At 37.9% G+C, this 22076-nt stretch carries 26 protein-coding genes; all 26 read left to right on the top strand.

The features are described from left to right. Positions 1 to 5 precede the first annotated feature (5 nt). A complete protein-coding gene (rplR, locus tag CCY97_RS06105) occupies positions 6 to 362 on the top strand; it encodes a 50S ribosomal protein L18 (RefSeq protein WP_112064597.1) in 357 nt (118 codons plus the stop codon). A 16-nt stretch (positions 363 to 378) separates the two neighbouring features. Further along, complete coding sequence (rpsE, locus tag CCY97_RS06100) at positions 379 to 819, top strand: 30S ribosomal protein S5 (protein WP_112064596.1); 441 nt, start codon at positions 379 to 381, stop codon at positions 817 to 819. Positions 820 to 830: 11 nt separating this feature from the next. Further along, positions 831 to 1235, top strand: coding sequence for a 50S ribosomal protein L15 (gene rplO, locus CCY97_RS06095; RefSeq protein ID WP_112064595.1), 405 nt, complete (start codon positions 831 to 833; stop codon positions 1233 to 1235). After that, positions 1232 to 2494 carry a preprotein translocase subunit SecY gene (gene secY / locus CCY97_RS06090; protein ID WP_112064594.1) on the top strand — a complete coding sequence of 421 codons (1263 nt, stop codon included), beginning with the start codon at positions 1232 to 1234 and terminating at the stop codon, positions 2492 to 2494. Before rplO ends, secY begins: the two co-directional genes overlap by 4 nt. A 5-nt stretch (positions 2495 to 2499) precedes the next feature. Beyond that, positions 2500 to 3258, top strand: coding sequence for a type I methionyl aminopeptidase (map, locus tag CCY97_RS06085; RefSeq protein ID WP_112064593.1), 759 nt, complete (start codon positions 2500 to 2502; stop codon positions 3256 to 3258). An 8-nt stretch (positions 3259 to 3266) separates the two neighbouring features. Continuing rightward, positions 3267 to 3485 carry a translation initiation factor IF-1 gene (gene infA / locus CCY97_RS06080; protein WP_112064592.1) on the top strand — a complete coding sequence of 73 codons (219 nt, stop codon included), beginning with the start codon at positions 3267 to 3269 and terminating at the stop codon, positions 3483 to 3485. Positions 3486 to 3633: 148 nt separating this feature from the next. Beyond that, positions 3634 to 3747, top strand: a complete 114-nt coding sequence (gene rpmJ, locus CCY97_RS06075; RefSeq protein WP_112064591.1) for a 50S ribosomal protein L36 — start codon at positions 3634 to 3636, stop codon at positions 3745 to 3747. 3 nt (positions 3748 to 3750) lie between these two features. Beyond that, positions 3751 to 4113 (top strand): 30S ribosomal protein S13, encoded by a 363-nt coding sequence (rpsM, locus tag CCY97_RS06070; protein ID WP_112064590.1) that lies wholly within the window; start codon positions 3751 to 3753, stop codon positions 4111 to 4113. Between the two features lie 19 nt (positions 4114 to 4132). Beyond that, positions 4133 to 4525, top strand: coding sequence for a 30S ribosomal protein S11 (rpsK, locus tag CCY97_RS06065; RefSeq protein ID WP_112064589.1), 393 nt, complete (start codon positions 4133 to 4135; stop codon positions 4523 to 4525). Between the two features lie 15 nt (positions 4526 to 4540). Beyond that, a complete protein-coding gene (gene rpsD, locus CCY97_RS06060) occupies positions 4541 to 5167 on the top strand; it encodes a 30S ribosomal protein S4 (RefSeq protein ID WP_112064588.1) in 627 nt (208 codons plus the stop codon). 17 nt (positions 5168 to 5184) lie between these two features. Further along, a complete protein-coding gene (locus tag CCY97_RS06055) occupies positions 5185 to 6186 on the top strand; it encodes a DNA-directed RNA polymerase subunit alpha (protein WP_112064587.1) in 1002 nt (333 codons plus the stop codon). A 9-nt stretch (positions 6187 to 6195) separates the two neighbouring features. Further along, positions 6196 to 6546, top strand: a complete 351-nt coding sequence (gene rplQ, locus CCY97_RS06050; RefSeq protein ID WP_112064586.1) for a 50S ribosomal protein L17 — start codon at positions 6196 to 6198, stop codon at positions 6544 to 6546. 194 nt (positions 6547 to 6740) lie between these two features. Next, positions 6741 to 8396 carry a sulfatase-like hydrolase/transferase gene (locus CCY97_RS06045; RefSeq protein WP_112064585.1) on the top strand — a complete coding sequence of 552 codons (1656 nt, stop codon included), beginning with the start codon at positions 6741 to 6743 and terminating at the stop codon, positions 8394 to 8396. Between the two features lie 59 nt (positions 8397 to 8455). Beyond that, complete coding sequence (locus CCY97_RS06040; protein ID WP_112064584.1) at positions 8456 to 9178, top strand: hypothetical protein; 723 nt, start codon at positions 8456 to 8458, stop codon at positions 9176 to 9178. Between the two features lie 40 nt (positions 9179 to 9218). After that, complete coding sequence (gene nadC, locus CCY97_RS06035; protein ID WP_112064621.1) at positions 9219 to 10034, top strand: carboxylating nicotinate-nucleotide diphosphorylase; 816 nt, start codon at positions 9219 to 9221, stop codon at positions 10032 to 10034. 2 nt (positions 10035 to 10036) lie between these two features. Beyond that, complete coding sequence (locus CCY97_RS06030) at positions 10037 to 10930, top strand: thiamine-phosphate kinase (protein WP_112064583.1); 894 nt, start codon at positions 10037 to 10039, stop codon at positions 10928 to 10930. A gap of 78 nt (positions 10931 to 11008) precedes the next feature. Next, a complete protein-coding gene (gene yedF, locus CCY97_RS06025; protein WP_112064582.1) occupies positions 11009 to 11623 on the top strand; it encodes a sulfurtransferase-like selenium metabolism protein YedF in 615 nt (204 codons plus the stop codon). Positions 11624 to 11705: 82 nt separating this feature from the next. Beyond that, positions 11706 to 12704: a selenide, water dikinase SelD gene (gene selD / locus CCY97_RS06020; RefSeq protein ID WP_112064581.1), complete on the top strand. Its 999-nt coding sequence runs from the start codon at positions 11706 to 11708 to the stop codon at positions 12702 to 12704. A 26-nt stretch (positions 12705 to 12730) separates the two neighbouring features. Continuing rightward, complete coding sequence (gene trpD, locus CCY97_RS06015; RefSeq protein WP_112064580.1) at positions 12731 to 13750, top strand: anthranilate phosphoribosyltransferase; 1020 nt, start codon at positions 12731 to 12733, stop codon at positions 13748 to 13750. Next, positions 13747 to 14529, top strand: coding sequence for an indole-3-glycerol phosphate synthase TrpC (trpC, locus tag CCY97_RS06010; protein ID WP_112064579.1), 783 nt, complete (start codon positions 13747 to 13749; stop codon positions 14527 to 14529). The genes trpD and trpC overlap by 4 nt, the downstream gene beginning before the upstream one ends. 3 nt (positions 14530 to 14532) lie before the next feature. After that, the gene (locus CCY97_RS06005; RefSeq protein WP_112064578.1) at positions 14533 to 15168 is read left to right on the top strand and encodes a phosphoribosylanthranilate isomerase; all 636 of its coding nucleotides are present in this window, start codon (positions 14533 to 14535) and stop codon (positions 15166 to 15168) included. A gap of 43 nt (positions 15169 to 15211) precedes the next feature. Then, entirely contained in the window at positions 15212 to 16393 is a 1182-nt protein-coding gene (gene trpB, locus CCY97_RS06000) for a tryptophan synthase subunit beta (RefSeq protein WP_112064577.1), read from the top strand. Further along, positions 16386 to 17180, top strand: coding sequence for a tryptophan synthase subunit alpha (gene trpA, locus CCY97_RS05995; RefSeq protein WP_112064576.1), 795 nt, complete (start codon positions 16386 to 16388; stop codon positions 17178 to 17180). The genes trpB and trpA overlap by 8 nt, the downstream gene beginning before the upstream one ends. Continuing rightward, positions 17180 to 18541, top strand: a complete 1362-nt coding sequence (locus CCY97_RS05990; protein ID WP_181562845.1) for an MATE family efflux transporter — start codon at positions 17180 to 17182, stop codon at positions 18539 to 18541. The genes trpA and CCY97_RS05990 overlap by 1 nt, the downstream gene beginning before the upstream one ends. Next, the gene (locus CCY97_RS05985; protein ID WP_258457058.1) at positions 18541 to 19206 is read left to right on the top strand and encodes an HAD family hydrolase; all 666 of its coding nucleotides are present in this window, start codon (positions 18541 to 18543) and stop codon (positions 19204 to 19206) included. Before CCY97_RS05990 ends, CCY97_RS05985 begins: the two co-directional genes overlap by 1 nt. Positions 19207 to 19379: 173 nt before the next feature. After that, on the top strand, positions 19380 to 22076 hold a 2697-nt coding region (locus tag CCY97_RS05980), incomplete at its 3' end, for a S8 family serine peptidase (RefSeq protein WP_146744512.1).

Below are 22076 nucleotides of genomic sequence, written 5' to 3'. Positions count from 1 at the left end.
TGGGAATGAGAGAAAATATACAAAAAAAGAGAAAGACTTTGCGTATTAAACGTAAACTAAGAAATAAAGATAAGGTATACGGTACAGTCAATGTGCCTAGAGTTAGTATATTCCGTTCGAATCGTTATTTTTATGCCCAAGCCATTAATGATGTGGAATCAAGAACATTAATTGTAAGTGATGGAAAGAAATTAGGGATTGGCAACAATAAAGAAGATATTAAAAAGATCGCTCAAGATTTTGCTGTAAAATTGAGACAAGCAAATATCTCTAAAATAGTTTTTGATAGGAATGGCTACTTGTATCATGGGGTGGTTGCAGCTTTTGCAAATACTTTACGAGAAAATGGCATAGTATTGTAATTATAGGGGAAGTTACATGGAAATTAATAAAGAAGAGTTTAGTGAAGTAGTTGTGAATATTGGTAGAGTAACAAAAGTTGTAAAAGGTGGTCGTCGGTTTAGATTTAATGCACTTGTAGTCGTGGGTAATAAAAATGGATTGATTGGTTTTGGTTTAGGTAAGGCTAAAGAAGTTCCAGACGCAATTAAAAAAGCTATTGATGATGCATTTAAGAATATTGTAAAAATTAATATTAAAGGGACAACCATTGGTCATGATATTGAGTATAAGTACAATGCTAGTAGAATCCTTTTAAAACCTGCTAGCGAAGGAACAGGTGTCATAGCGGGTGGTTCAGCCCGGTCGGTTATAGAACTTGCTGGAATTAGAGATATTTTAACAAAATCACTTGGTTCAAATAATCCTTACAATATTGTTCGGGCAACCGTCTATGCTCTTTCTAAAATAAAAGTATAAGGAATGATCTGATGGCATTGGAAAAACTTAAACCAGCAAAGGGTAGCGTAAAGAAAATAAAGAGGGTTGGTCGTGGTCAAGGCAGTGGCATGGGTAAAACGTCTACCAGGGGTGGCAAGGGTCAAACTGCTCGTACAGGATATAAAGCGAAACGAGGTTTTGAAGGTGGACAGCAACCATTACAAAGAAGATTACCAAAGGTTGGTTTTCGCTCAAAAGTCTCTAAACCTTATGTGATTAATGTTGATAAAGCAAAAAAAATATTTGATCTCAATGATATTACTATAGATATTTTACGTGAACATTTCAGTATCCCTCTTTATACAAAAGAAGTCAAAATTATTGGTACAAAAGCAAATGAGCTTATTACAAAGATCAAAGACGAAGCAGTGAGAGTTAGTGGAAGTACTAAATGAGTAAAGTAATTCTAGGTAAGATATTCATTACTTTAGCATTTTTATTTGCTTATAGAATTTTGGCCCATATTACTACCCCTGGTGTTGATGTTACTGTTATTAAGAGTATTGTAAGTCAGTATTCTGATGGCGTCTTAGGTTTGTTTAATATGTTCAGTGGCAATGCCGTAGAGCGTTTTAGTATTATCTCCTTGGGTATTATGCCTTATATTACTGCTTCAATAATTATGGAATTACTCTCTGCAACTTTTCCTGCACTTGCGAAAATGAAAAAAGAACGCGATGGTATGCAGAAATATATGCAGATTATTCGTTATGCAACTATAGTTATTACGATTATTCAAGCTGTGAGTGTTAGCATAGGACTTGGTAGTGTTCAAGATGGTGGTAGAGGTGCTGTAGTTATTGAATTGCCTGTTTTTGTGTGTGTGACTGTTTTTTCTATGTTGGCAGGTACTATGTTACTTATGTGGATTGGCGAACAGATAACGCAAAGAGGTGTTGGTAATGGCATCAGTCTTATTATATTTGCTGGTATTGTTTCTGGGATTCCGTCTGTTGTAGGGAGTATTTTTGATTTATTGAATACTGATCAAATTAATATTGTTGTATTTTTAGTTTTATTTACAATCGTAATTGCCATAATTCTTGTGATTATTGTCGTAGAGCTTTCTGAACGTCGTGTGCAAGTTTCATACGCGAGGAAGATTATTATGCAAAATCAAAATAAGCGCATCATGAACTATATCCCCATTAAAATAAATTTAAGTGGGGTGATTCCTCCTATTTTTGCTTCCGCGATTTTAGTTTTTCCATCAACATTATTGCAGGCTTCTTCTAATGAGATTCTTCGTAATGTAGCCGATATTTTGAGTCCCAATGGTTATCTTTTTAATGCTTTGATGTTTTTATTGGTTATTTTTTTTGCATACTTTTATTCTTCTATAGCTTTTAATGCTAAAGATATTGCCGATAACTTGAAACGGCAAGGCGGGTTTATTCCAGGCATGCGGCCTGGCGAAAATACTGTGAATTTTCTTAATAAAGTAGCAAGCAATCTGACTTTTTGGGGTTCTATATATCTTGCTCTCGTTACGACTTTACCTTGGATTATTATTAAGCTGACTGGTTTACAGCAGTTTGCATTTGGAGGAACGGCGGCACTCATTGTTGTTCAAGTAGCAATTGATACAATGCGTAAAATTGAAGCACAAGTGTATATGAATAAATACAGAACACTTAACGCTATAGGACTATAGACAGTATGAGTGTGGGGATTAAAAGTAGTAAGGATATACAAGCTCTCAAAATTCCTAACGCAATAGTAGCTCGGGCTTTAGAATTAGCAAAAAAAGAAGCAAAAGTGGGATTAAGCCTTCTAGAGTTGGATTCGTTAATTGAGAATTTTATTCTTTCTCAGGGAGGTAGGCCTTCTTTTAAGGGGCTGTATGGATTTCCAAATACCACTTGTATTTCTGTTAATGAAGTTATTATTCATGGGGTGCCAACTCATTATAGATTAAAATGCGGTGATATCATCGGAATTGATGTGGGTGTAGAAGTCAGTGGTTGGTTTGGTGATGCTGCAGTCACTTTTGGTGTTGGTGAAATTCATTCTTCTGACAAGAAACTCATGGAATGCTCTCAAAATGCTCTTCAGGTGGCTATTGATTCTATAAGGTGTAATATGCATTTTAAAGAATTAAGCAAGATTTTAGGTGATTATATTGTGGGGTGTGGCTTTGTTCCTTTGAAAGGTTTTTGTGGGCATGGTATAGGACGTAGTCCCCATGAGGAACCGGAGATTCCGAATTATTTAGAAACTCCAAATTTTAAGCAGGGACCAAAAATCAGAGAAGGCATGGTGTTTTGTATTGAGCCTATGATATGCCAAAAAAATGGAGAACCAAAGATTCTCGAAGATAGATGGTCGGTAGTGTCTGTTGATGGACTTAATGGAAGTCATCATGAACATACTGTAGCTATAGTTAATGGTAAAGCAGAAATACTAACGGAGGTATAGACTATAAAATGGCAAAAGATGATATTCTAGAGGTTGATGGCAAAGTTATCGAAACCTTGCCTAATGCAACTTTTCGTGTTCAGCTTGACAATGGTCATGTGGTGCTTTGTAGAATTGCAGGCAAGATGCGTATGAACTATATTAAGATTTTGTCAGGAGACAAGGTAAGGATAGAACTTACTCCTTATAGTCTTGATAAGGGTCGTATAATTTATCGTGGTAAATAGTTAGGTCTAACCATATCGAGTTTTTAGGTAATTTTGGTGGCTATAAACCAACTAGCTTTATAAGTTCTAAGTAGCTTTTAATAATCCATTAGATAGAGTCCAAAGTTTTATTGCCGAAAGTAGAGTTTTTATTCAAGGAGTTTAGATAGTGAAAGTAAGACCGTCTGTCAAAAAAATTTGTGATAAATGTAAGATTATCAAACGCAAGGGCGTGGTGAGGGTTATTTGTTCTACCCCTAAACATAAACAACGACAAGGATAGTAAATGGCGAGAATTGCTGGTGTAGATTTGCCTAAAAAGAAAAGAATAGAATATGCTTTAACTTATATTTATGGTATAGGTTTGAATAGTTCAAGAAATATACTTAGAGCCGTCAATATATCCTTTGACAAGCGAGTAAGTGATCTAAATGAAGATGAGGTTTCTTTAGTTGCCAAAAAGATCCAAGAAAACTACATGGTAGAAGGTGATTTGCGCAAGAAAATAACAATGGATATTAAAGCACTTATGGATATTGGGAGTTATCGTGGTTTGCGGCATAGAAAAGGTTTACCTGTTCGTGGTCAAACAACTAAAAATAATGCTCGTACGCGTAAGGGCAAGAAGAAAACAGTCGGAAGTAAATAGCTAAATAAAGGGTTAAGTAATGGCAAAATATAGTGCGAATAAAAAGCGTATCGCGAAAAAAAATATAGGAAGAGGTATTGTTTGTATTTCTACGTCATTTAATAATACCAATGTGACTGTAACTGATGAGGTTGGTAACGTGATTTGTTGGGCTACAGCTGGTGGCCTAGGATTTAAGGGTAGTAAAAAATCGACGCCATATGCTGCGCAACAAGCAGTAGAAGTTGCTCTAACCAAAGCAAAAGAACATGGTATTAAAGAGGTTGGCATCAAAGTGCAGGGACCAGGTAGCGGTAGAGAGACAGCAGTTAAAAGTTTAGGGGGGATTGAGGGTATCAGAGTTTTATGGTTTAAAGATATAACTCCATTACCGCATAATGGTTGTCGACCACCAAAAAGAAGAAGAGTATAGGGGGAGGAAGTTCGTATGGCAAGATATAGAGGACCTGTTGAGAAGTTAGAAAGACGTTTTGGTGTTTCCTTGTTTTTGAAGGGTGAGCGTCGCTTAGCTGGTAAGAGTGCACTTGATAAGCGTCCTTATGGACCAGGTCAGCATGGACAAAAGCGTGGAAAGATTTCGGAATATGGTTTACAACTTGCTGAAAAACAGAAAGCAAAGTTCATGTATGGAACAAGTGAGAAGCAGTTTTCTTTATTATTTAAAGAAGCGAGTAGACTAGAAGGTAATACAGGTGAGAATCTTATTCGATTGATTGAATCTCGGCTTGACAATGTTGTTTATCGTATGGGTTTTGCAAGTACAAGGAGATTTGCTAGACAACTTGTTGTGCATGGTCATATTTTAGTCGATGGTAAAAGAGTGGATATTCCTTCGTATTCTGTGCATCCCGGACAAAAGATTGAAATACGTGAGAAATCAAAAAATAACTCACAAATACTACGTGCAATAGAATTAAATTCTCAGACGGGAATGGTATCGTGGGTTGATGTTGATAAGGATAAAGTATTTGGTATTTTTACGAGATTTCCACAAAGAGATGAGATAGTCATTCCTGTTGAAGAAAGACTCATTGTTGAGCTTTATTCTAAATAAAATAAAGGTGTTGGTGTATGAAAGTAATTAAAACAGAGCCTTATATTCCTGAAAATATTGATATTGTTGAAGTAGGTGTTAACCACATTACTATTTCAGTTTGGCCTTTTGAGGCTGGATATGCAATAACTTTTGCTCATCCTTTACGTAGATTGCTGCTTTCTAGTTCTGTGGGTTATGCGGCTGTTGCCTTAAAAATTGAAGGCGTTTCCCATGAATTTGATTCTATTAGGGGAATTGTTGAAGATGTTGCGCAGTTTATTGCAAATCTTAAGAATGTTCGTTTTCTTATTAAAGACAAAACAAATGATGAAACAGTGGAACTTAGTTATATCTTTAATGGTCCTATGGTATTGACCAGCAGGGATTTAACTAATGAATTCACTGATATTGTTAATCCTGATGTTTATCTTGCAACAATTAACGAAGATTTTAGCTTGAATATCTCATTGATTGTTAAAAAAGGTATTGGTTATGTTCCTAGTGAAGCAATGAGAACAGATGTTGCAGACGGTTATATTACGTTAGATGCGTATTTTACACCTGTTAAAAAAGCCGTATATGAAATCAGCAATATTCTATTAGAAGATAATCCAAATTTTGAAAAACTAGTTTTTGATATTGAAACAGATGGGCAGATTAAACCAATGGATGCCTTCAAAGACGCGATTGCTATTATGTATAAACAAATGAGTATTTTTGGTGTTGAGTTGAGTGAGGCTCCCGTGCCTAGCAAAAATGTTGAGGATAGTCATGAATTAAGAGTACTTTTAACCCCTATAGATTGCCTTAATTTAAGTGCTCGTTGTTTTAATTGTCTTGATAGAGCGGGTATAAAGTATGTAGGTGAGCTTACTCTTATGCAAGGTGATGAGATAAAGAATATCAAAAATATGGGTAAGAAGTCTTATGATGAAATTGCTGATAAACTCCAGGAGTTGGGTTATCCTATAGGAGTTGAGTTGTCTAATAGTACAGCTACGCTTTTTTCAAGAAAACTTGCTAAATTAAAAGCTTAAGGAAGCATTATGAGACATAATCATGGATATAGAAAATTAGGGAGAACTTCTTCGCATCGCAAAGCATTATTAAAAAATTTATGTATTGCGTTGATTGAGTGTGAAAAAATTGAAACAAGTGTATTTAAAGCAAAAGAACTCCAAAGTTATGTTGAAAAATTTGTAAGTGTTGCACGCAAACAAGACTTTAATGCTCATCGTTTTGTGTTTGCATATTTACAGCATAAGGCTGCGACCAAAAAACTTGTAACAGAGATTGCACCAAAATATAAAGAGAGAAATGGTGGCTATACAAGGATTCATAGGACTAGGTTACGCAAAGGTGATGCTTGTCAGATGGCGATTATTGAATTTGTGTAGCTTTGGATTACTTTAGCTTTTGAGATATTCTTTCTGGATAATACTTCTTAAAGTTTAGATATTTTTGGGATATTTTTCTCTTAAGATTCTAGTGGTACTTAAAAATTACGAGATATTTCGTGTTTTAAGTATTGTAGTTTTGACAATCCTAAAAGCCCCGACTTATTACATTTAACACCTAGTATTCAATACACATGAAAACAAACCTATTTGCAACCCTTCTTGCTGATTTCTGTCTGTCTGTAAAACCTTTGTTCAAACGCAAGTTCAGGATTGATTACCATGTTTTATTATTTTTGTCTTCTTGTATTTTGGGTTTGTTTTATAACAATTTGTTTTGGGGGCGTGCCCAGGCTTTTATTGTCGATAATGGAGGTTTTCTTCTAAAAGCGAGTGTGTATACAGCATTTGTCTTTATTGTCTGGCTGTTATTAGAGATTTTGTGCGTAAGAATATGGACCAGATGGGTCTTAAGCTTTATTTTTCTCATTTCTTCAGTTGCAAGTTATTTTATGGATTTGTTATCTATAGGCTTGGATTCTGGTGTTATTGATTCTATGCTTCATACTACGTTGCGCGAAAGTAGCGAGTTGCTCACGTTCTCGTTTTTATACCATCTGCTTGTTTTTGGAATATTCCCAACTCTTATATTTTTTATTATCCCATTGAGCGTACCTCTACGCTTCATTTATGGATTAAAACTTAAAACTTACATTGTTTGCATTCTTTTAAGCATTATTGTTGGAATCTATTTTGTACAAGGAACCAGGATCATTGAAGTTTTTAAACATTCTCATGATCTCATGCGTACTTTAAACCCAGTGGCTCCCTTTCGTGCCTACATAGATTATATTATCAAGCGTATGAAACTACCCACTGACTATATTGTCTTAGGTGATGATGCTATTACAACCGCAGAATCTAAGCTCTTTGTATTCGTGATTGGGGAGTCTGCCCGCGCACATAATTTTAAGGAGTTAGGATATGAGCGCGATACGACACCCTATAGCGTAAATTTTCCTAACAGAATCTTTTTACGCAATTTTTATTCTTGCGGTGTGATTACAGCGATATCTATTCCTTGCATGCTTACAAACTATACAAGAGCTACTTATACACATAGAGAATTGTCTTTTTATACTGATAATGTTTTGGATGTTGCTAAAAAAGCTGGCTATGAGGTTTATTGGATTAGTAATAATGGTGGAGAGTGTATAGGAGGCGTGTGTAAGCGTCTTGACCAGGATAAGATTATTTATTTTAATACGAGAAGCTCTCTTGATGGCGACATGATTCCATTGCTAAGTAATCTTATCCAGAATACTACAAGCAACACTCTTTTGGTTGTTAATCTCTTAGGTAGCCATGGTGTACGCTATGATAAACGCTATCCCAAGGAGTTTGAATATTTTGTGCCTGCATGCAACAAAAATGTACTCTCCCAATGCAGTGTTGAAGAATTACTAAATGCTTATGACAATTCTTTGCGTTATACAGATTTTTTGCTTTCACTTCTGCTTCAAGAATTAGATTCTAGCGTGTTAGAGGATGTAGGGCTATGGTATCTTAGTGATCATGGAGAATCTTTGGGTGAAAACGGACAATATATGCATGGTGGCTTCCCCTATGCATTTGCACCAAAGTACCAAAAACACATTCCATCGATACTATGGTTAAAACCTCCTCAAAACATCCACTCTCCCTATGCTCAATGGGTGCAAGAAGTGACAGAGAAACTTTTCAACAAGCAAGATTCGCTTCTTAATCAAGACTATGTGTTTTCTACGCTTTTGGGTCTTTTGCAAATTACTACAAAAGATTACAAGAGAGAGTTTGATATTACGCGTTGATTGCGTTGCATTCTTGGTTTGATGTTAGAATTCTGGCATTTTACATAAAGGATAGTTGCTTGCAAACATTTCTTGTAAGAATTGCAATTTGTTGTTTGCTGTGCTTATTTAACGCCTGTAGTACATACAAAATACGAGCACTGCCATCAGATTCATTAGAGCAGTCCTTCTTTGATGGAATCGAAGTGTTTGTATCTCAGAAACCAAATTCTTATGTGCGTTTTGAGATTGCTCAAAATAGCATAGGGGGTTTTGATGATGTGCCTTTCGTCGTATATGTCGTAGCAAGCATTCTCTCAAAGAGTGGAGATGGAGAATCTGTGGTTTTTGACATCGCCAATGTTTCTGCGGTACAAGATAATAAGACTGTACCTATTCTTACTCCTGAGCAAATAAAAAATTCTCATCTTGATTTTGGTAAGGCTATAGAATCTTTTGGTATTGCTACATCTCCAAATCCTTACATTGCGCCAAGCACCACTATAAGCCCAATGTATCCAATACTGCTTTATCGTGGGTATCCTGGATTTTTTGCTTATGATCCGTGGGTATTTGGTGCGCGCGATAGGATTGAGCAAAATATGCGACTTGAGGAAAATAGACGTTTAAAGTCCATTATTCTTTCAAGCTATCTGCGTAAGAATACACTGAAGCATTCCCATGCTCCTCGCGGTGGATTTATCGCATTTGACAAAGGCAAACTCAAGGTAGGTGTGCTAGAGATTCGTGTAAAAATTCTTGATGAGATTCATAGTATGCGAATTCAGCTAGACAAAAAGTAATTTTAGGTTTCAAAGGAAAATGATGGATTTTTACACAAGCTTGCAAATACGCGATTTCCTTACCCAAGCTCTGAAAGAGGATTTAAGTAGAGGCGATTTGTTTAGCTTTATCACTCAGGATAAGCAAGTGCGTGCTCACATCATCGCAAAACAAGAAGGAGTTTTTTCTGGTGAGCTATATATAAGAGAGCTTTGCGCTATGTCTCACATTGTACTTTCTTTAAAGACACGAGATTCACAACTTTTCCAAACAGGTGAGATTCTCGCCACACTTGAGGGTAGTTACGTCGCTATTTTGCAAATTGAACGTGTGTTATTAAATATTCTTTCTCATAGTAGTGGTATAGCAAGCTATACCTATAGGTTTGTGGAAGCACTTAGGGGAATGCCAATTACTCTGCTTGATACGAGAAAAACCCGCCCTCTTTTGCGTATGCTAGAGAAGTATTCTGTGCGTAATGCAAGGGGGTGCAACCATCGCTTTGGTCTAGATGATGCATTGATGCTTAAAGATACGCATTTGGCTGGCATAAGTGATTTGGGATCTTTTGTTGTATCTGCGCGTAAGATTCTGCCTTGGACATGCAAGATTGAGGTAGAGGTAGAGAATCTAGCGCAAGCCAAAGTGGCATTTGAAGCTGGGGTAGATATTGTGATGTGCGATAACATGGAGCTTACAGAAATCAAAGAGGTTGCAAATCTAAGAGATCGTGAGTTTGCGCATATTTTGCTTGAAGCTAGCGGGAATCTTAGTCTTGAAAATATCAAATCTTATGCGCTAAGCGGGGTAAATGCTCTAAGTGTCGGCGCGCTTATCCACCAAGCTACTTGGATTGATCTGAGTTTGAAAATCTGATTATGCAAAGCCTAGAAGATTCTTTTATCTCGTATTTGCAAAATAGTGGTGTGTGTGCAAATCTTGATGATGATGTGTATGAGTTTGCAAGTTTTTATCCTCGCACCCAAAAATCTCGTGTGATTATTAGCACAGATAGTTTTTGTGAAGGTATCCATTTCAAAAGCGAATGGTTTAGTCTAGGCGAGCTTACACGAAAGGCATTTTTGGTCAATCTCTCTGATATTTTTGCCAAAAATGCCCTGCCAAGATTTGCGCTCCTTAGTATTGTCTTGCCACAAACATTTACAAGAGGAGATTTGCGAAAAATCGTTGATTCTCTGCAGATTCTTTGTCGTGAGTTCCATTTTAAGCTGATTGGTGGAGATAGTGTAGTAGGCAAAAAGCTGGAGTTTCATATCACATTGATTGGAGAGACGAAGTCAAACCTTGCTCGCAAGAGAGCCAAAATAGGCTCTTATGTTTTTTATACACAGCATAGAATCCATAAGATTGGTAGCTCTTATAGGCAATTGCAAGCTCTTCTGCGCTCACAAAATCCCCAAAGAGCAAAGATGCGTTTTTTAGAGCCAAGCTTGCGCATAGAGTTTTTGCGTATCTTTGGTATGAAACTGCAAGCTTGCATGGATATATCTGATGGAATCTTGCAAGATCTCACCAAGCTATTAGCTAGCGCCAATCTTGCTGTTAGGTTTAGTAAAAAATTCTGCTCATTAAAAGCTAGTGCGCAAAGATGGCGTTTGCAGAGCGGGGAGGAATATGAGCTGCTTTTTTGTGTGGATTCCAAAAAACTCCGTGCATTACAAAGAAATGCAAGAGTTGCTCGCATAGATATTGTAGAGATTGGCAGACTGCAAAGAGGAAGTTTTATCGCGCACTGTAAGAAATGGCATTAGCGAGAAGGTGGCATTTATGGCTTGGAAAATGTGTTACAATCCTGCCCAAAAGTTTGGTATCAGGGAGCTAGAAGCACTATGAATAATGTCCAAATTGACGTGAGGGATTTACCTTGTCCAGAGCCTGTAGTGAAGGTTAAAAAGGCGCTTATTGGTGTTACTGCTACTACATTAAGACATGCTAATTACGAGATTTTAGGCAATACCTTGAGCGCCAAAGAGAATCTGAGTAGATTTTTGCGTAGTACTGGCTATGAGTTTGAGATAGGGCATTCGCAAGGCGAACAATATATGATAATTATCAAAGACAAAATCGAATCTTCAAAAAAGGAATATAGCGACAAACTCACACAAAAGGTGCTTTTTATAAAAGATGATAAGGTAGGTGAAGGCGAGCTTGGCGTAATGCTTATCAATGCACTTATTAAATCACTACTTCATGCCACACTCTTGCCTCAGAAGATTATTTTTGTCAATCGTGGTGTTTTGCTTACTACTGATAATAGTGAGGTTGAAAATGATGATATTGTTGAGGTATTAAAAGAGTTGGAAAAGTTTGGTGTAGAGATTTATTCTTGTGGTTCGTGCTTGAGTTATTATGCCATGACCGAGAGACTCAAGGTTGGCATGATAGGGAACGCAGTAGAGAGTTTAGAAGCGATGCTACAAAGCAATGGTGTTTTGTGTTTGTGAGATTGGTGTTGTAGATTCTTAAGGAAATTTTATGTCAAAGCGTTTGAGTCAATTTGTTCACTGTGCTGGCTGAGCTGCTAAGGTGGGTCCGGAGGATCTAAAACAATTAACAAGCAGCCTGATACAGGCAGATAATCCAAATGTTCTCGCTGGTTTTGATGGAAGTGAGGACTGTGGTGCATATGCAATTGATAAAGATCAAGATCATGTAGTGCTTAGTAGCGTGGATTTTATCACGCCAATTGTCGATGATCCTTATGCGTATGGTTGTATTGCTGCTGCAAATTCTTTGAGTGATATTTTTGCATGTGGTGGGCGAGCAATCAGCGCATTGAATTTATTTATGTGGGATAGGGAAAATGTGGATTTACAAGCCGCAAAAGAGATTTTGCGTGGTGGGCTTGATAAGATAAAAGAATCCCAAGCTGTGCTTTTAGGAGGACATACGACAAGTGATATTGAGCTTAAGTATGGACTAAGTGTTACAGGTATGGTAAGTGTTGAAGGACTATGGCGTAACAATACTGCGCGTATTGGTGATATGTTGGTGCTTTGTAAGCCTATTGGTTCAGGGATTCTCTCTACTGCACTAAAAGCTGAGAGTTTGCATGATCAAAGTGAGCTTGTCTCCGTCTTGAGTTGTCTGAACTTTAGGGCATCCCAGGTTGCAAAAAATTACGAGATTCATGCCTGTACAGATATTACAGGATTTGGCCTTGTTGGGCATATTTTTGAAATGTGTAAAACAACAGAGAATCCCAAAGGCTTTGATAAAACTATCTTGCTTTATACACAAGAGATTCCTCTTTTTTCTTGTGCTATAGAGTTGGTAAAGGATGGTTTTGTACCCGGAGGGACATATGTAAATAAGCAGGTATTTGCTCCATTTGTGGAAGTGGCGTGTGATTTGCAAGAAGAGAGTGTATTTTATGATGTCCAAACAAGCGGAGGGCTAGTATTTGCACTCCCAGCACATCAAGCAAAGAAGTTAACAGATGATTTGCGTCAAAGTGGCTATGAACAGGCAAATATCATAGGCGAGGTATTAGAGGCAAGAGATAAGGCAGTGATTTTAGGATAGATGATTCTCTCAAAGAAGGACTAAGTATGCAAGCAATACAACAAGCAATCAAGCAGTTATTGGAGGGCTGTAATCTTAAATTTGCTCAAGCCCAAGAGGTCATGAATGAAATCATGCAGGCAAAGGCCACTCCTGTGCAGATGGCTGCCTATTTAAGTCTGCTGAGTATGAAGGGCGAGAGCATTGAGGAAATCACAGGGTCGGCTCTTAGTATGCGTGCGCATTGCACGAGATTAGAGCACAATCTGGATGTGCTTGAGATTGTAGGTACTGGTGGCGATCAATCAAATTCTTTTAATATTTCTACAACTTCGGCATTTGTGATTGCCGCAGGAGGTGTACCTGTAGCAAAGCATGGGAATCGCGCTGCAAGCTCTAAAAGCGGGGCTGCTGATGTTTTAGAGGCATTGGGGGTGAATATTCTTGTATCTCCTCAAAAGTCTTTAGAGCTACTACAAAAAATCAATATCTGCTTTCTCTTTGCACCAAAATACCACACTGCAATGAAACACATCGCCTCTGTGCGTAAAGAACTTGGAATCAAAAGTATTTTTAACATTCTAGGGCCATTATCAAATCCTGCAAATGCGCAGATACAACTTATGGGCGTTTATGAGAGTGCTCTTGTGGAGCCACTTGCCAAAGTAATGAGCAATATAGGCGTGAAAAGAGGTATGGTGGTCTATGGTATGGATGGACTTGATGAAATTTCGCTAAGCAGTAGAACAAAGATTTGTGAGATTGATTTTGCAAAGTTTAAAACCTATGAGATAGAACCCAAAGAAGTAGGCTACGAGTTTTGCAAAAAAGAGCATTTACGAGGTGGCGATGCAAAAGAGAATGCCAAGATTACGCGAGAGATTCTGAGTGGAAAAGATACGGGAGCAAAAAGACAGGCAGTTTGTCTGAATGCAGGTGCAGCACTTTATCTTGCGGGCAAGACACAGAGCTTTGAGCAAGGTGTCCGCCTAAGCGAGAGATTGATTAATGAAGGTAAAGCAGAAGTCAAACTAGAGCAATTCATCACACAAAGCAACCAGCAATGAGCATCTTAGAGCAGATTTGTAAGGCTACACAAGCGCGTATCCAATCCCAAAAAGATAGTATTTCCCTCCAAGATATGCGTTTGAAAGCCAAAGAATTAGGCACGTGTAATGAATTTATTTTTGAAAATACACTAAGAGATTCTAAAGATTTGAGCTTTATCTGTGAGGTCAAAAGAGCCTCTCCCTCTAAAGGAATTATTACCCAAGATTTTGACCCATTACAAATTGCGCTTGATTATGAAAATGCTGGCGCTAAGTGTATATCTTGTTTGACTGAGCCAATGTATTTTTTAGGCTCTGATAAGTATTTGCAAGATATTAGCACGAAGGTACATATCCCGCTTTTACGCAAGGATTTCGTGATTGATTCTTATATGATCTATCAAGCAAAGGTTTTGGGTGCGCACTGTGTGCTTCTTATCTGTGCGATTTTAGAATCTAGCCAACTCCAAGAATATCTAGCAATAGCAAAAGAGCTGGGTTTAAGTGTGCTTGTGGAAGTACATAACGAAAAGGAATTACAACTTGCCTTGGATTCTAAGGCAAGCCTCATTGGAGCAAACAATCGCGACCTTAGGACCTTTGAGGTTGATATATCCACAAGCCTACGTTTAAAAAAACTTGTGCCAGATTCTGTTGTGTTTGTTGCAGAGAGTGGTATAAACAATGCAGATGATATAAGGCTCTTAAAATCTCATGGTATAAATGCTGTGCTCATCGGAGAAGGCCTTATGCGATGCCAGGATAAAAAGGCCGCATTAGAAGCTTTAAAGGCGTAATGCATGAAAATAAAGACTTGCGGGCTTTGGCGTAGCAAGGATATAGAATATGCAAATATTTTGCAGCCGGATTTTGTGGGTTTTGTATTTGCTCCATCTAAGCGTCAAGTGGATGTCACAAAAGCAAGGGAATTAAAAAGCAATCTTTTATCGCACATTAAAGTTGTTGGGGTGTTTGTAGAGGAGTCACAGGATTTTATACTTGAGTTAGCCACTACAGGTGTAATAGATTGCATCCAATTGCATGGCAAACACAATATCAAAGACCTCAAGATCGCTTTGGTGCAAGCGTTGTCACAGCAATCTTTACAAGACAATCAGTTTTTGATCATAGAAGCGCGCAAGGCAGAAACTCTTGATTGTATTCTTGCACCAAGTGATGCAGATTTTTTGCTGTTTGATTCTGTACGCTCTGGTTCTGGTCTAAGCTTTGATTGGGGTCTTTTAGAAAAGGCAAGAGAATTAGGATTTAGCAAAGACTTTTTTCTTGCAGGTGGAATCAATGTACACAATCTCTGTAAAGCTATGTCTTTACGCCCCTATGCTATTGATGTCTCAAGTGGGATAGAGAGCGATGGGGTGAAGGATTTTGCTAGAATGCAGGCACTTATCTCAAGGGTTCATGGCTTTGCACTCTAAGCGCATAACTTTAAAATATTACATCACTGACAAAAGGATTATGATGAAACAATCTTATTTTGGGGAGTTTGGGGGGCAGTTTGCACCAGAAATCTTGATGCATTCTCTCTTGGAATTAGAATCTGCATACAATTACCACAAAGATGACAAGACATTTAATGCAGAATTAGAATCTTTACTCAAATCTTACGCTAACCGCCCTTCACTTCTTTATTATGCAAGACGTATGAGCGAGGATTTAGGCGGTGCGAAAATCTATCTCAAGCGTGAGGATTTAAATCACACTGGTTCGCATAAAATCAATAATGTTTTAGGGCAAGCTCTTCTGGCAAAGAAAATGGGCAAGACACGCCTTATTGCAGAAACAGGCGCAGGGCAACATGGTGTAGCTACAGCCACAGCAGCGGCACTTATGGGTATGGAATGTGATATTTTTATGGGTAAAGAAGATACATTACGCCAAGAGCTTAATGTCTATCGTATGAAACTTTTAGGAGCGAGGGTGCATGCAGTTACAAGCGGTACTGCTACTTTGAAAGATGCAGTCAATGAGGCTATGCGTATGTGGAGTTCGACATTACAAGATACGCATTATGTGATTGGCTCGGCTGTAGGTCCGCATCCATTCCCTACTATTGTGCGCAATCTTCAGGCAGTGATTTCTCGAGAGATAAAAGAGCAAATACTTGAGCTTGAAAAGCGTTTACCAGATGTTGTTTTAGCATGTGTTGGTGGTGGGAGCAATGCCATTGGGGCCTTTTATCACTTCATAGACAACAGAGAAGTTAGCCTTATTGGTGTAGAGGCAGCAGGTCATGGGATTGAAAGCAAAGATAGTGCCGCGACTTTGAATGTAGGCAAGGTGGGTATCTTTCATGGAATGAAGTCGTATTTTTGTCAGGATTTTTATGGGCAGATAGCACCAGTGTATAGCATTTCAGCAGGGCTTGATTATCCTGGTGTGGGTCCTGAGCATGCGTTTTTGTTCGAAACCAAAAGAGCGCAGTATGTCGCAGTTACTGATAAGCAAGCAGTTGAGGCTTTTGAATATCTTTCAAAGACTGAGGGGATTATCCCCGCTATAGAATCAGCACATGCACTAGCATACGCTATACAGATAGCACCAAAGCTTGAGGGCAAGATAATAGTCGTCAATCTTTCTGGTAGGGGTGATAAGGATTGTATGAGTATTGCAAGATACAGAGGAGAGAATATCAATGAATAGATTGGAAAATGTCTTTAAAAATGGTAAAGCCTTTATTCCCTTTATTGCTTGTGGTTATCCTGATATACAAACGAGCGAAAAATTAGTCGCAAGTATGGCAGAAAGTGGTGCGGATTTGATTGAGCTTGGAATCCCATTTTCTGACCCAACGGCTGAAGGCGAAGTGATAGCGCATGCAAGCCAAGTGGCATTACAAAATGCTACCACTACAGATTCTGTCTTTGAGATGATTACCAGAGTGCGAAAAAATGAGAGTGAAAAAGTGCGTAATGTAGCCTTAGCAATTATGACTTATGCAAATATTGTGTATGCATATGGTGTATGCAATTTTTTGCGTAAAGCACAGGAATTAGGAATCTGCGCGCTCATACTTCCTGATGTCCCTTTTGAAGAAAAAGACGAGTTCGCCCTAGAATGCCAGAAATTTGGCGTAGAGCTTATTGCTTTTATTGCACCTACTTCACAAAAGCGCATAGAGCAGATTGTAAAAGAAGCTAGGGGATTTGTGTATTGCGTGTCATCTTTTGGTGTGACAGGCGTAAGAGAGAGTATTACAACAGATATTAAAAAACTCATAGATTCTATAAAACAAGTCAAGGATATTCCTGTGGCAGTAGGGTTTGGAATCCAAAGCAGCGCACAAGCACAACAGATTGCATCTTATGCTGATGGGGTGATTGTAGGAAGTGCGATAGTCAAACTTTGCGTGCAATATGGAGCAGATTCCCCACAATATGTTGCGCAATATGTTAAAGATATAAAAAGTGCTATCACTAAATACAATTGATGACTAAAAAATCTCCTGATCTTGGCAGAGATTCACCTATCAGATTATTCTTTTATTTTTTTGTTCCCAATCTCTGTGCGATGCTAGCACTCTCGACCTATTCTACATTCGATGGCATTTTTGTAGGTAAAGCAATCGGAGATAAAGCACTTGCGGCTATTGGTGTATGTTGGCCTGTTTTTCCAGCATTGATTGCTTTTGAATTGCTTTTTGGTATGGGTGGGGCAAGTATCGCTTCATATTATTTGGGTAAGGGGGATGAATATCGCGCAAGACTGATGTTTAGCTCTGTATGCTATTTCGCATTTTTGAGCAGTATTTTTTTGGGGGTTGTGCTTTTTTGTCTCAAAGAAGAGATCGCTCTAGCCCTTGGGGCAAATACAGAGATAATGCCACTTGCAGTGGAGTATCTTGGTGTCATATTTCTAGGCTCATTTATTATGATACTCCATCCACTACTAGATGTTTTTGCCATCAATGACAAACGACCTTTTCTCGCGATGGTAGCGATGATTATAGGATCGTTGTCAAATATTGTTTTGAATTATTTGTTTTTGTTTGTCTTTGGATTGGGGATTTTGGGTGCAGCGCTTGCGACAATCTTAGGGCATCTTATTGGGATATGTATATTGCTAATGCATTTTGTCTGCAAAAGAGGAAAGATATATTTTGTGAAGGCTTTTAGCTACAACCTACTCTTTGCTTCTATGAAAAATGGCTTGCCACAAAGTTTCTCAGAAATTAGCGCGGGGTTTGTGATGATTCTCTTTAACCACAAACTCAATGCGCTAGGTGGTAGCGAAGCACTTTCGATTTATAGTATTTTGATTTATAGCGGGACTATTATTTTTACGATCATTCTTTCTTGTGCGCAAGGCGTGCAGCCTATCGCTAGCTTTAATTATGGCGCGAGAGCATTAGCGCGAGTAAAGCGGATTTTTTGTTTTGGGGTAATTTTTGCAAGTGTATGTGGTGTAATCTTGTTTATGGTTTTTTATGTGTTTGATAAGTTTATTGTCGGTTTGTTCTTGCGTGAAGATTCTGAGTATTTATTAGAATCTGCTTGCTATGCCTTGAATATACATTTCATAGGCTATATGTTTTTGGGATTTAATTTTGTGAGTGCGATTTTTTTACAATCAATCCAACGACCGCTTAGCTCTTTTATTGTCACGCTTTCTACAAATTTCATGTTTGTGATTATTTTGCTGTATATCTTGAGTGGAGTGTTTGGTCTTGATGGTGTGTGGGCAAGCTATCCGCTTTCTCTTGTGTGTGCAAGCTTTATCACCTCTCTTGTGCTCTATTATGAATTCAACAAAGGCATCTTAAGAAGCCCACTTGCAACAAAGGCTAGATGATGAAAAAGACAATAGTTCTCTTTGATCTTGATGGTACGCTTATAGATTCTACACCTGCGATTTTGGCAAGCTTTAGATTTGCTTGCGGAGAGCAAGGGTTTGCCTTGCCTCAGGATAAGGTAATAACACAATTTATAGGACATACTTTAGAGGATATGTTTTTGGGTATTGGCGTACAGAAAGAAAGATTGTGGGATTTTATAGAATCTTATAGGAAGTTTTATCGCGCAAATATGGAGCAAGGTACAAAGCTATTAAAACAAGCAAGAGAGGCTATTGATCTTGCATTTAACTTTGCTCATCTTGGTGTGGTAACTACAAAACGTGCAGATTTTAGCACCAAGCTTTTAGAATCCTTTGGAGTTTTGCACTATTTTAGTGTGGTTATAGGGATAGAAAATGTACGTAATCCAAAACCATCCAGTGAGCCTATTTTGAAAGCATTAGATTCTCTTTATGAGAGCAAGGGGCAAATACCAAAGCAAGATTGTTTTATGATTGGTGATACAGAGCTTGATTTACAAGCGGCTATGAATGCTGGAATCAATGGGATTGGTGTGCTGTGTGGCTATGGAAGCGAGCAAAGTCTGCAGAGATTCTGTATGCCAATCCACCATAATACCTATTTAGCAGTCCAAGCACTGAAATCTCATCTTAAGGCTTGATGCGTTACTTTTTTCGTATCTATTTCCATCATGCTGTTTTAAGTCATACAGGGTGATAATCCCGCTGGTATGGCACAGTTTTGGTTTATGCTAGAAATGTCGATAAAAATTATCTTTTAGGCAAAGCTATATTTTGGCTATTATGCTGGGATTTCATAATAAGGATATTTGGAATGGGTAAGCATCACATCCCATTACTGTCACTGATAGTAGTAAGTATGATATATGGTGATACATTTGAGAATCGTAATTCTCATAATATTATCAACACCAAAAAAGCATGGGATATGGGTATCACAGGTGCAGGGATAACGATAGGTATAGTTGATTCACCGGTTAATGATAAACATCCATTTTTGGACAAAAAGATACTAAATCAAAAAATCTACAAAAATTACCAAACTCAAGAGTATAAACCGAATTTTATTTGCAATAACCAAGTGCCCTGTGATTCTCATGGGAGCCATGTTGTTGGTATCGCGATAGGTAAAAATCTCAAAAACCCAAATAACTCTGCTAACATAGATTTCCTAGGTGTGGCACACGATGCTAAGGCATATGTTGCTGCAGGTATAGGCAATGACAAAACCCAGCCAGAACCTATAGAGCTCTCAATATTTTTCAACAAACAAGAAGTGAAAATTATCAACAATAGTTGGGGTAGCAATATTTATCCATTTATCAATACTGAGCTAAGCCAAAATAATCTGATATATGCTGGTAATGGTAAAAATGACCGAAATCCTACTTCGCTTATAAATACTATTTCAAGCTATTGGCGAGGATATTCATGTGATACTTGTAATACCACACTTGAAAAAGAATTGATATCACTTGCTAGAGATCATAAAGTTTTAATTACATTTGCTGCTGGTAATGAGGGTATAGTGTCACCAAGTATGCAGTCTGTTCTTCCACGTTATGATGAGAGCTTGAAGTCTTGGATTACTGTAGGTGCATTTGATTCGGAATTAGCAAAAAAATTAGATAGCGGGAAATTGGATTTTACAAATAAAGATGCCCTTACGAGCTTTTCTAATTTATTCTATGGTGCTGAGAGCTGGAGTATCCTTGCTCCAGGTAAGAATATAAGTTCAGCAAATGCATCAGATGAGTCTAGTATAGAAAAATCTGGTACTTCGATGGCAGCACCATTTGTAAGTGGAGCAGCAGCACTAGTAGCACAGAAATTCCCTGATTTAAATGGTCGCCAGATAGCAGATGTGCTCTTAAGCACAGCTAATAAAAATGTTCAATTACCAAATATGATAGTTAAACAGCATACCAGCAAGAAATACAGTGTCATATATATTAATAATGATGCATCGCAAAAGGGTCTTGTGTATAAAAATAAAGAAGATGTAATCAAAGATGTACAAGATGCTGGATATAAAGAAGAAGCAGGCAATATTAAAACAAGCGATGGTTTGCTGAAAGTTCCATCGAATAATAAAGGTGATACACAAGATGCTGTTTATGTATTAGGTAAAGAATCCATCATCGGTCAAGGTGTCTTAGATATAGAAAAGGCAATGGGTGGATTAGCTAGGTTAGATGCTAATCGCTTGACACGTGATGATATTTATACACTTAACTCAAATAGCATACTTACAAAGTGGAGTTTCACAACAGGGAGTAAATTTACCAACACTGAACATGCACTCTATACTCTTACAGTTAGTGATAATAATGAAATGCTTTTTAGCAACAACATCGATGAGAGACTTTGGGAGAATAATCTCCATTACAGTGTTAATGGTGTAACTACCTTGCTTGCAGGCTCGCCTAATACTCCATCAAACCCCATGACTCACTTCACTGGCGTAGGATTACTAAAAGATGGTCTAGGCACACTTGTATTAAGCGGCCAAAACACCTACACAGGACTGACATATATCAAACAAGGCACACTCGCACTTATGAGCGAAGCAGATTTCAAGAATCGCAACTATACAAAACCAGATATCTCACAGCAAGCACTCAATGCAGCACAACAAGAATCAAATACACCAAGACAATCAAATACAATAAAACAAATAGCAGCTACAAACCAGAACATTGCTACAAATCTATCCAAAGCTCCAGATGACAATACCAACCAACTTATTACAGCCAACACGACTAAGCCTCTACTCTCTGGCAGTGTTTATATAGCCAAAGAAGCAAATCTTATAGGTAGCGGAGAAATAAAAAACAATCTCCAGAATCAAGGCACACTCCAAGTAGGCAATCTCGCACCTGTAAATCCTCATGGTATCCAAAACAAAGAAGGCACCAACAACGACCTCATAGTTGGTGGTACATACACACAAGATACAGATGCTACCCTCACTCTTGTCTTTGGAGAAAAAGACAATGCCAAACTCAAAGCACAACATTATGTAATAAAAGGTGGAAAGCTAACATTCACACCACAGAAAAATGCATATTTCCAAGGCGATGGCAAGCGCACAATCAAAATCGATCTTGCTGGTATGCCACAAAACCTATTTTCATCAATACAAACAAAGAATACAAACTCTCTGAATTTTGATCTTATCAATGGCATTATCATTCCAAGATTTGCAGACAATGCATATACCACTGCAAATACTAGCTTAGCATTTACGAGTACAATGAAAAGCATCCAACCAAAGTCATCTTTGATTCCTCACTACCAACAAGCATTTGGCCAACTTGATTCTCTTGATATGTCTCTTAGTGCTTATACCAAAGCAGTAGATGAAATCCAAGGTGGTGGTCATCTCTTAGCAAGCAGTGAAATACTAAACACCCAAAAACGTATGCTCAATGAATTCTCTATACTCCCTATGAACAATGCCCTTACACCAATTACAAGTATTACAACAGGATTGACTACTGCACTCAAT

Origin of the sequence: Helicobacter sp. 10-6591, assembly GCF_003288805.1 — a bacterium.
Taxonomy (GTDB): domain Bacteria; phylum Campylobacterota; class Campylobacteria; order Campylobacterales; family Helicobacteraceae; genus Helicobacter_F.
This window is presented reverse-complemented; position numbering and strand designations above follow the sequence as displayed.

Bases quoted from the DNA above. Each gene is read 5' to 3' on its own strand.
- rpsM (WP_112064590.1), top strand. From the start codon at position 3,751: ATGGCGAGAATTGCTGGTGTAGATTTGCCTAAAAAGAAAAGAATAGAA.
- CCY97_RS06045 (WP_112064585.1), top strand. From the start codon at position 6,741: ATGAAAACAAACCTATTTGCAACCCTTCTTGCTGATTTCTGTCTGTCT.
- infA (WP_112064592.1), top strand. From the start codon at position 3,267: ATGGCAAAAGATGATATTCTAGAGGTTGATGGCAAAGTTATCGAAACC.
- CCY97_RS06030 (WP_112064583.1), top strand. From the start codon at position 10,037: ATGCAAAGCCTAGAAGATTCTTTTATCTCGTATTTGCAAAATAGTGGT.
- trpB (WP_112064577.1), top strand. From the start codon at position 15,212: ATGAAACAATCTTATTTTGGGGAGTTTGGGGGGCAGTTTGCACCAGAA.
- map (WP_112064593.1), top strand. From the start codon at position 2,500: ATGAGTGTGGGGATTAAAAGTAGTAAGGATATACAAGCTCTCAAAATT.
- CCY97_RS06055 (WP_112064587.1), top strand. From the start codon at position 5,185: ATGAAAGTAATTAAAACAGAGCCTTATATTCCTGAAAATATTGATATT.
- rplO (WP_112064595.1), top strand. From the start codon at position 831: ATGGCATTGGAAAAACTTAAACCAGCAAAGGGTAGCGTAAAGAAAATA.
- rpsK (WP_112064589.1), top strand. From the start codon at position 4,133: ATGGCAAAATATAGTGCGAATAAAAAGCGTATCGCGAAAAAAAATATA.
- rpsD (WP_112064588.1), top strand. From the start codon at position 4,541: ATGGCAAGATATAGAGGACCTGTTGAGAAGTTAGAAAGACGTTTTGGT.
- rpsE (WP_112064596.1), top strand. From the start codon at position 379: ATGGAAATTAATAAAGAAGAGTTTAGTGAAGTAGTTGTGAATATTGGT.
- trpA (WP_112064576.1), top strand. From the start codon at position 16,386: ATGAATAGATTGGAAAATGTCTTTAAAAATGGTAAAGCCTTTATTCCC.
- secY (WP_112064594.1), top strand. From the start codon at position 1,232: ATGAGTAAAGTAATTCTAGGTAAGATATTCATTACTTTAGCATTTTTA.
- CCY97_RS06005 (WP_112064578.1), top strand. From the start codon at position 14,533: ATGAAAATAAAGACTTGCGGGCTTTGGCGTAGCAAGGATATAGAATAT.
- rplR (WP_112064597.1), top strand. From the start codon at position 6: ATGAGAGAAAATATACAAAAAAAGAGAAAGACTTTGCGTATTAAACGT.
- trpC (WP_112064579.1), top strand. From the start codon at position 13,747: ATGAGCATCTTAGAGCAGATTTGTAAGGCTACACAAGCGCGTATCCAA.
- CCY97_RS05985 (WP_258457058.1), top strand. From the start codon at position 18,541: ATGAAAAAGACAATAGTTCTCTTTGATCTTGATGGTACGCTTATAGAT.
- CCY97_RS05990 (WP_181562845.1), top strand. From the start codon at position 17,180: ATGACTAAAAAATCTCCTGATCTTGGCAGAGATTCACCTATCAGATTA.
- yedF (WP_112064582.1), top strand. From the start codon at position 11,009: ATGAATAATGTCCAAATTGACGTGAGGGATTTACCTTGTCCAGAGCCT.
- rplQ (WP_112064586.1), top strand. From the start codon at position 6,196: ATGAGACATAATCATGGATATAGAAAATTAGGGAGAACTTCTTCGCAT.
- trpD (WP_112064580.1), top strand. From the start codon at position 12,731: ATGCAAGCAATACAACAAGCAATCAAGCAGTTATTGGAGGGCTGTAAT.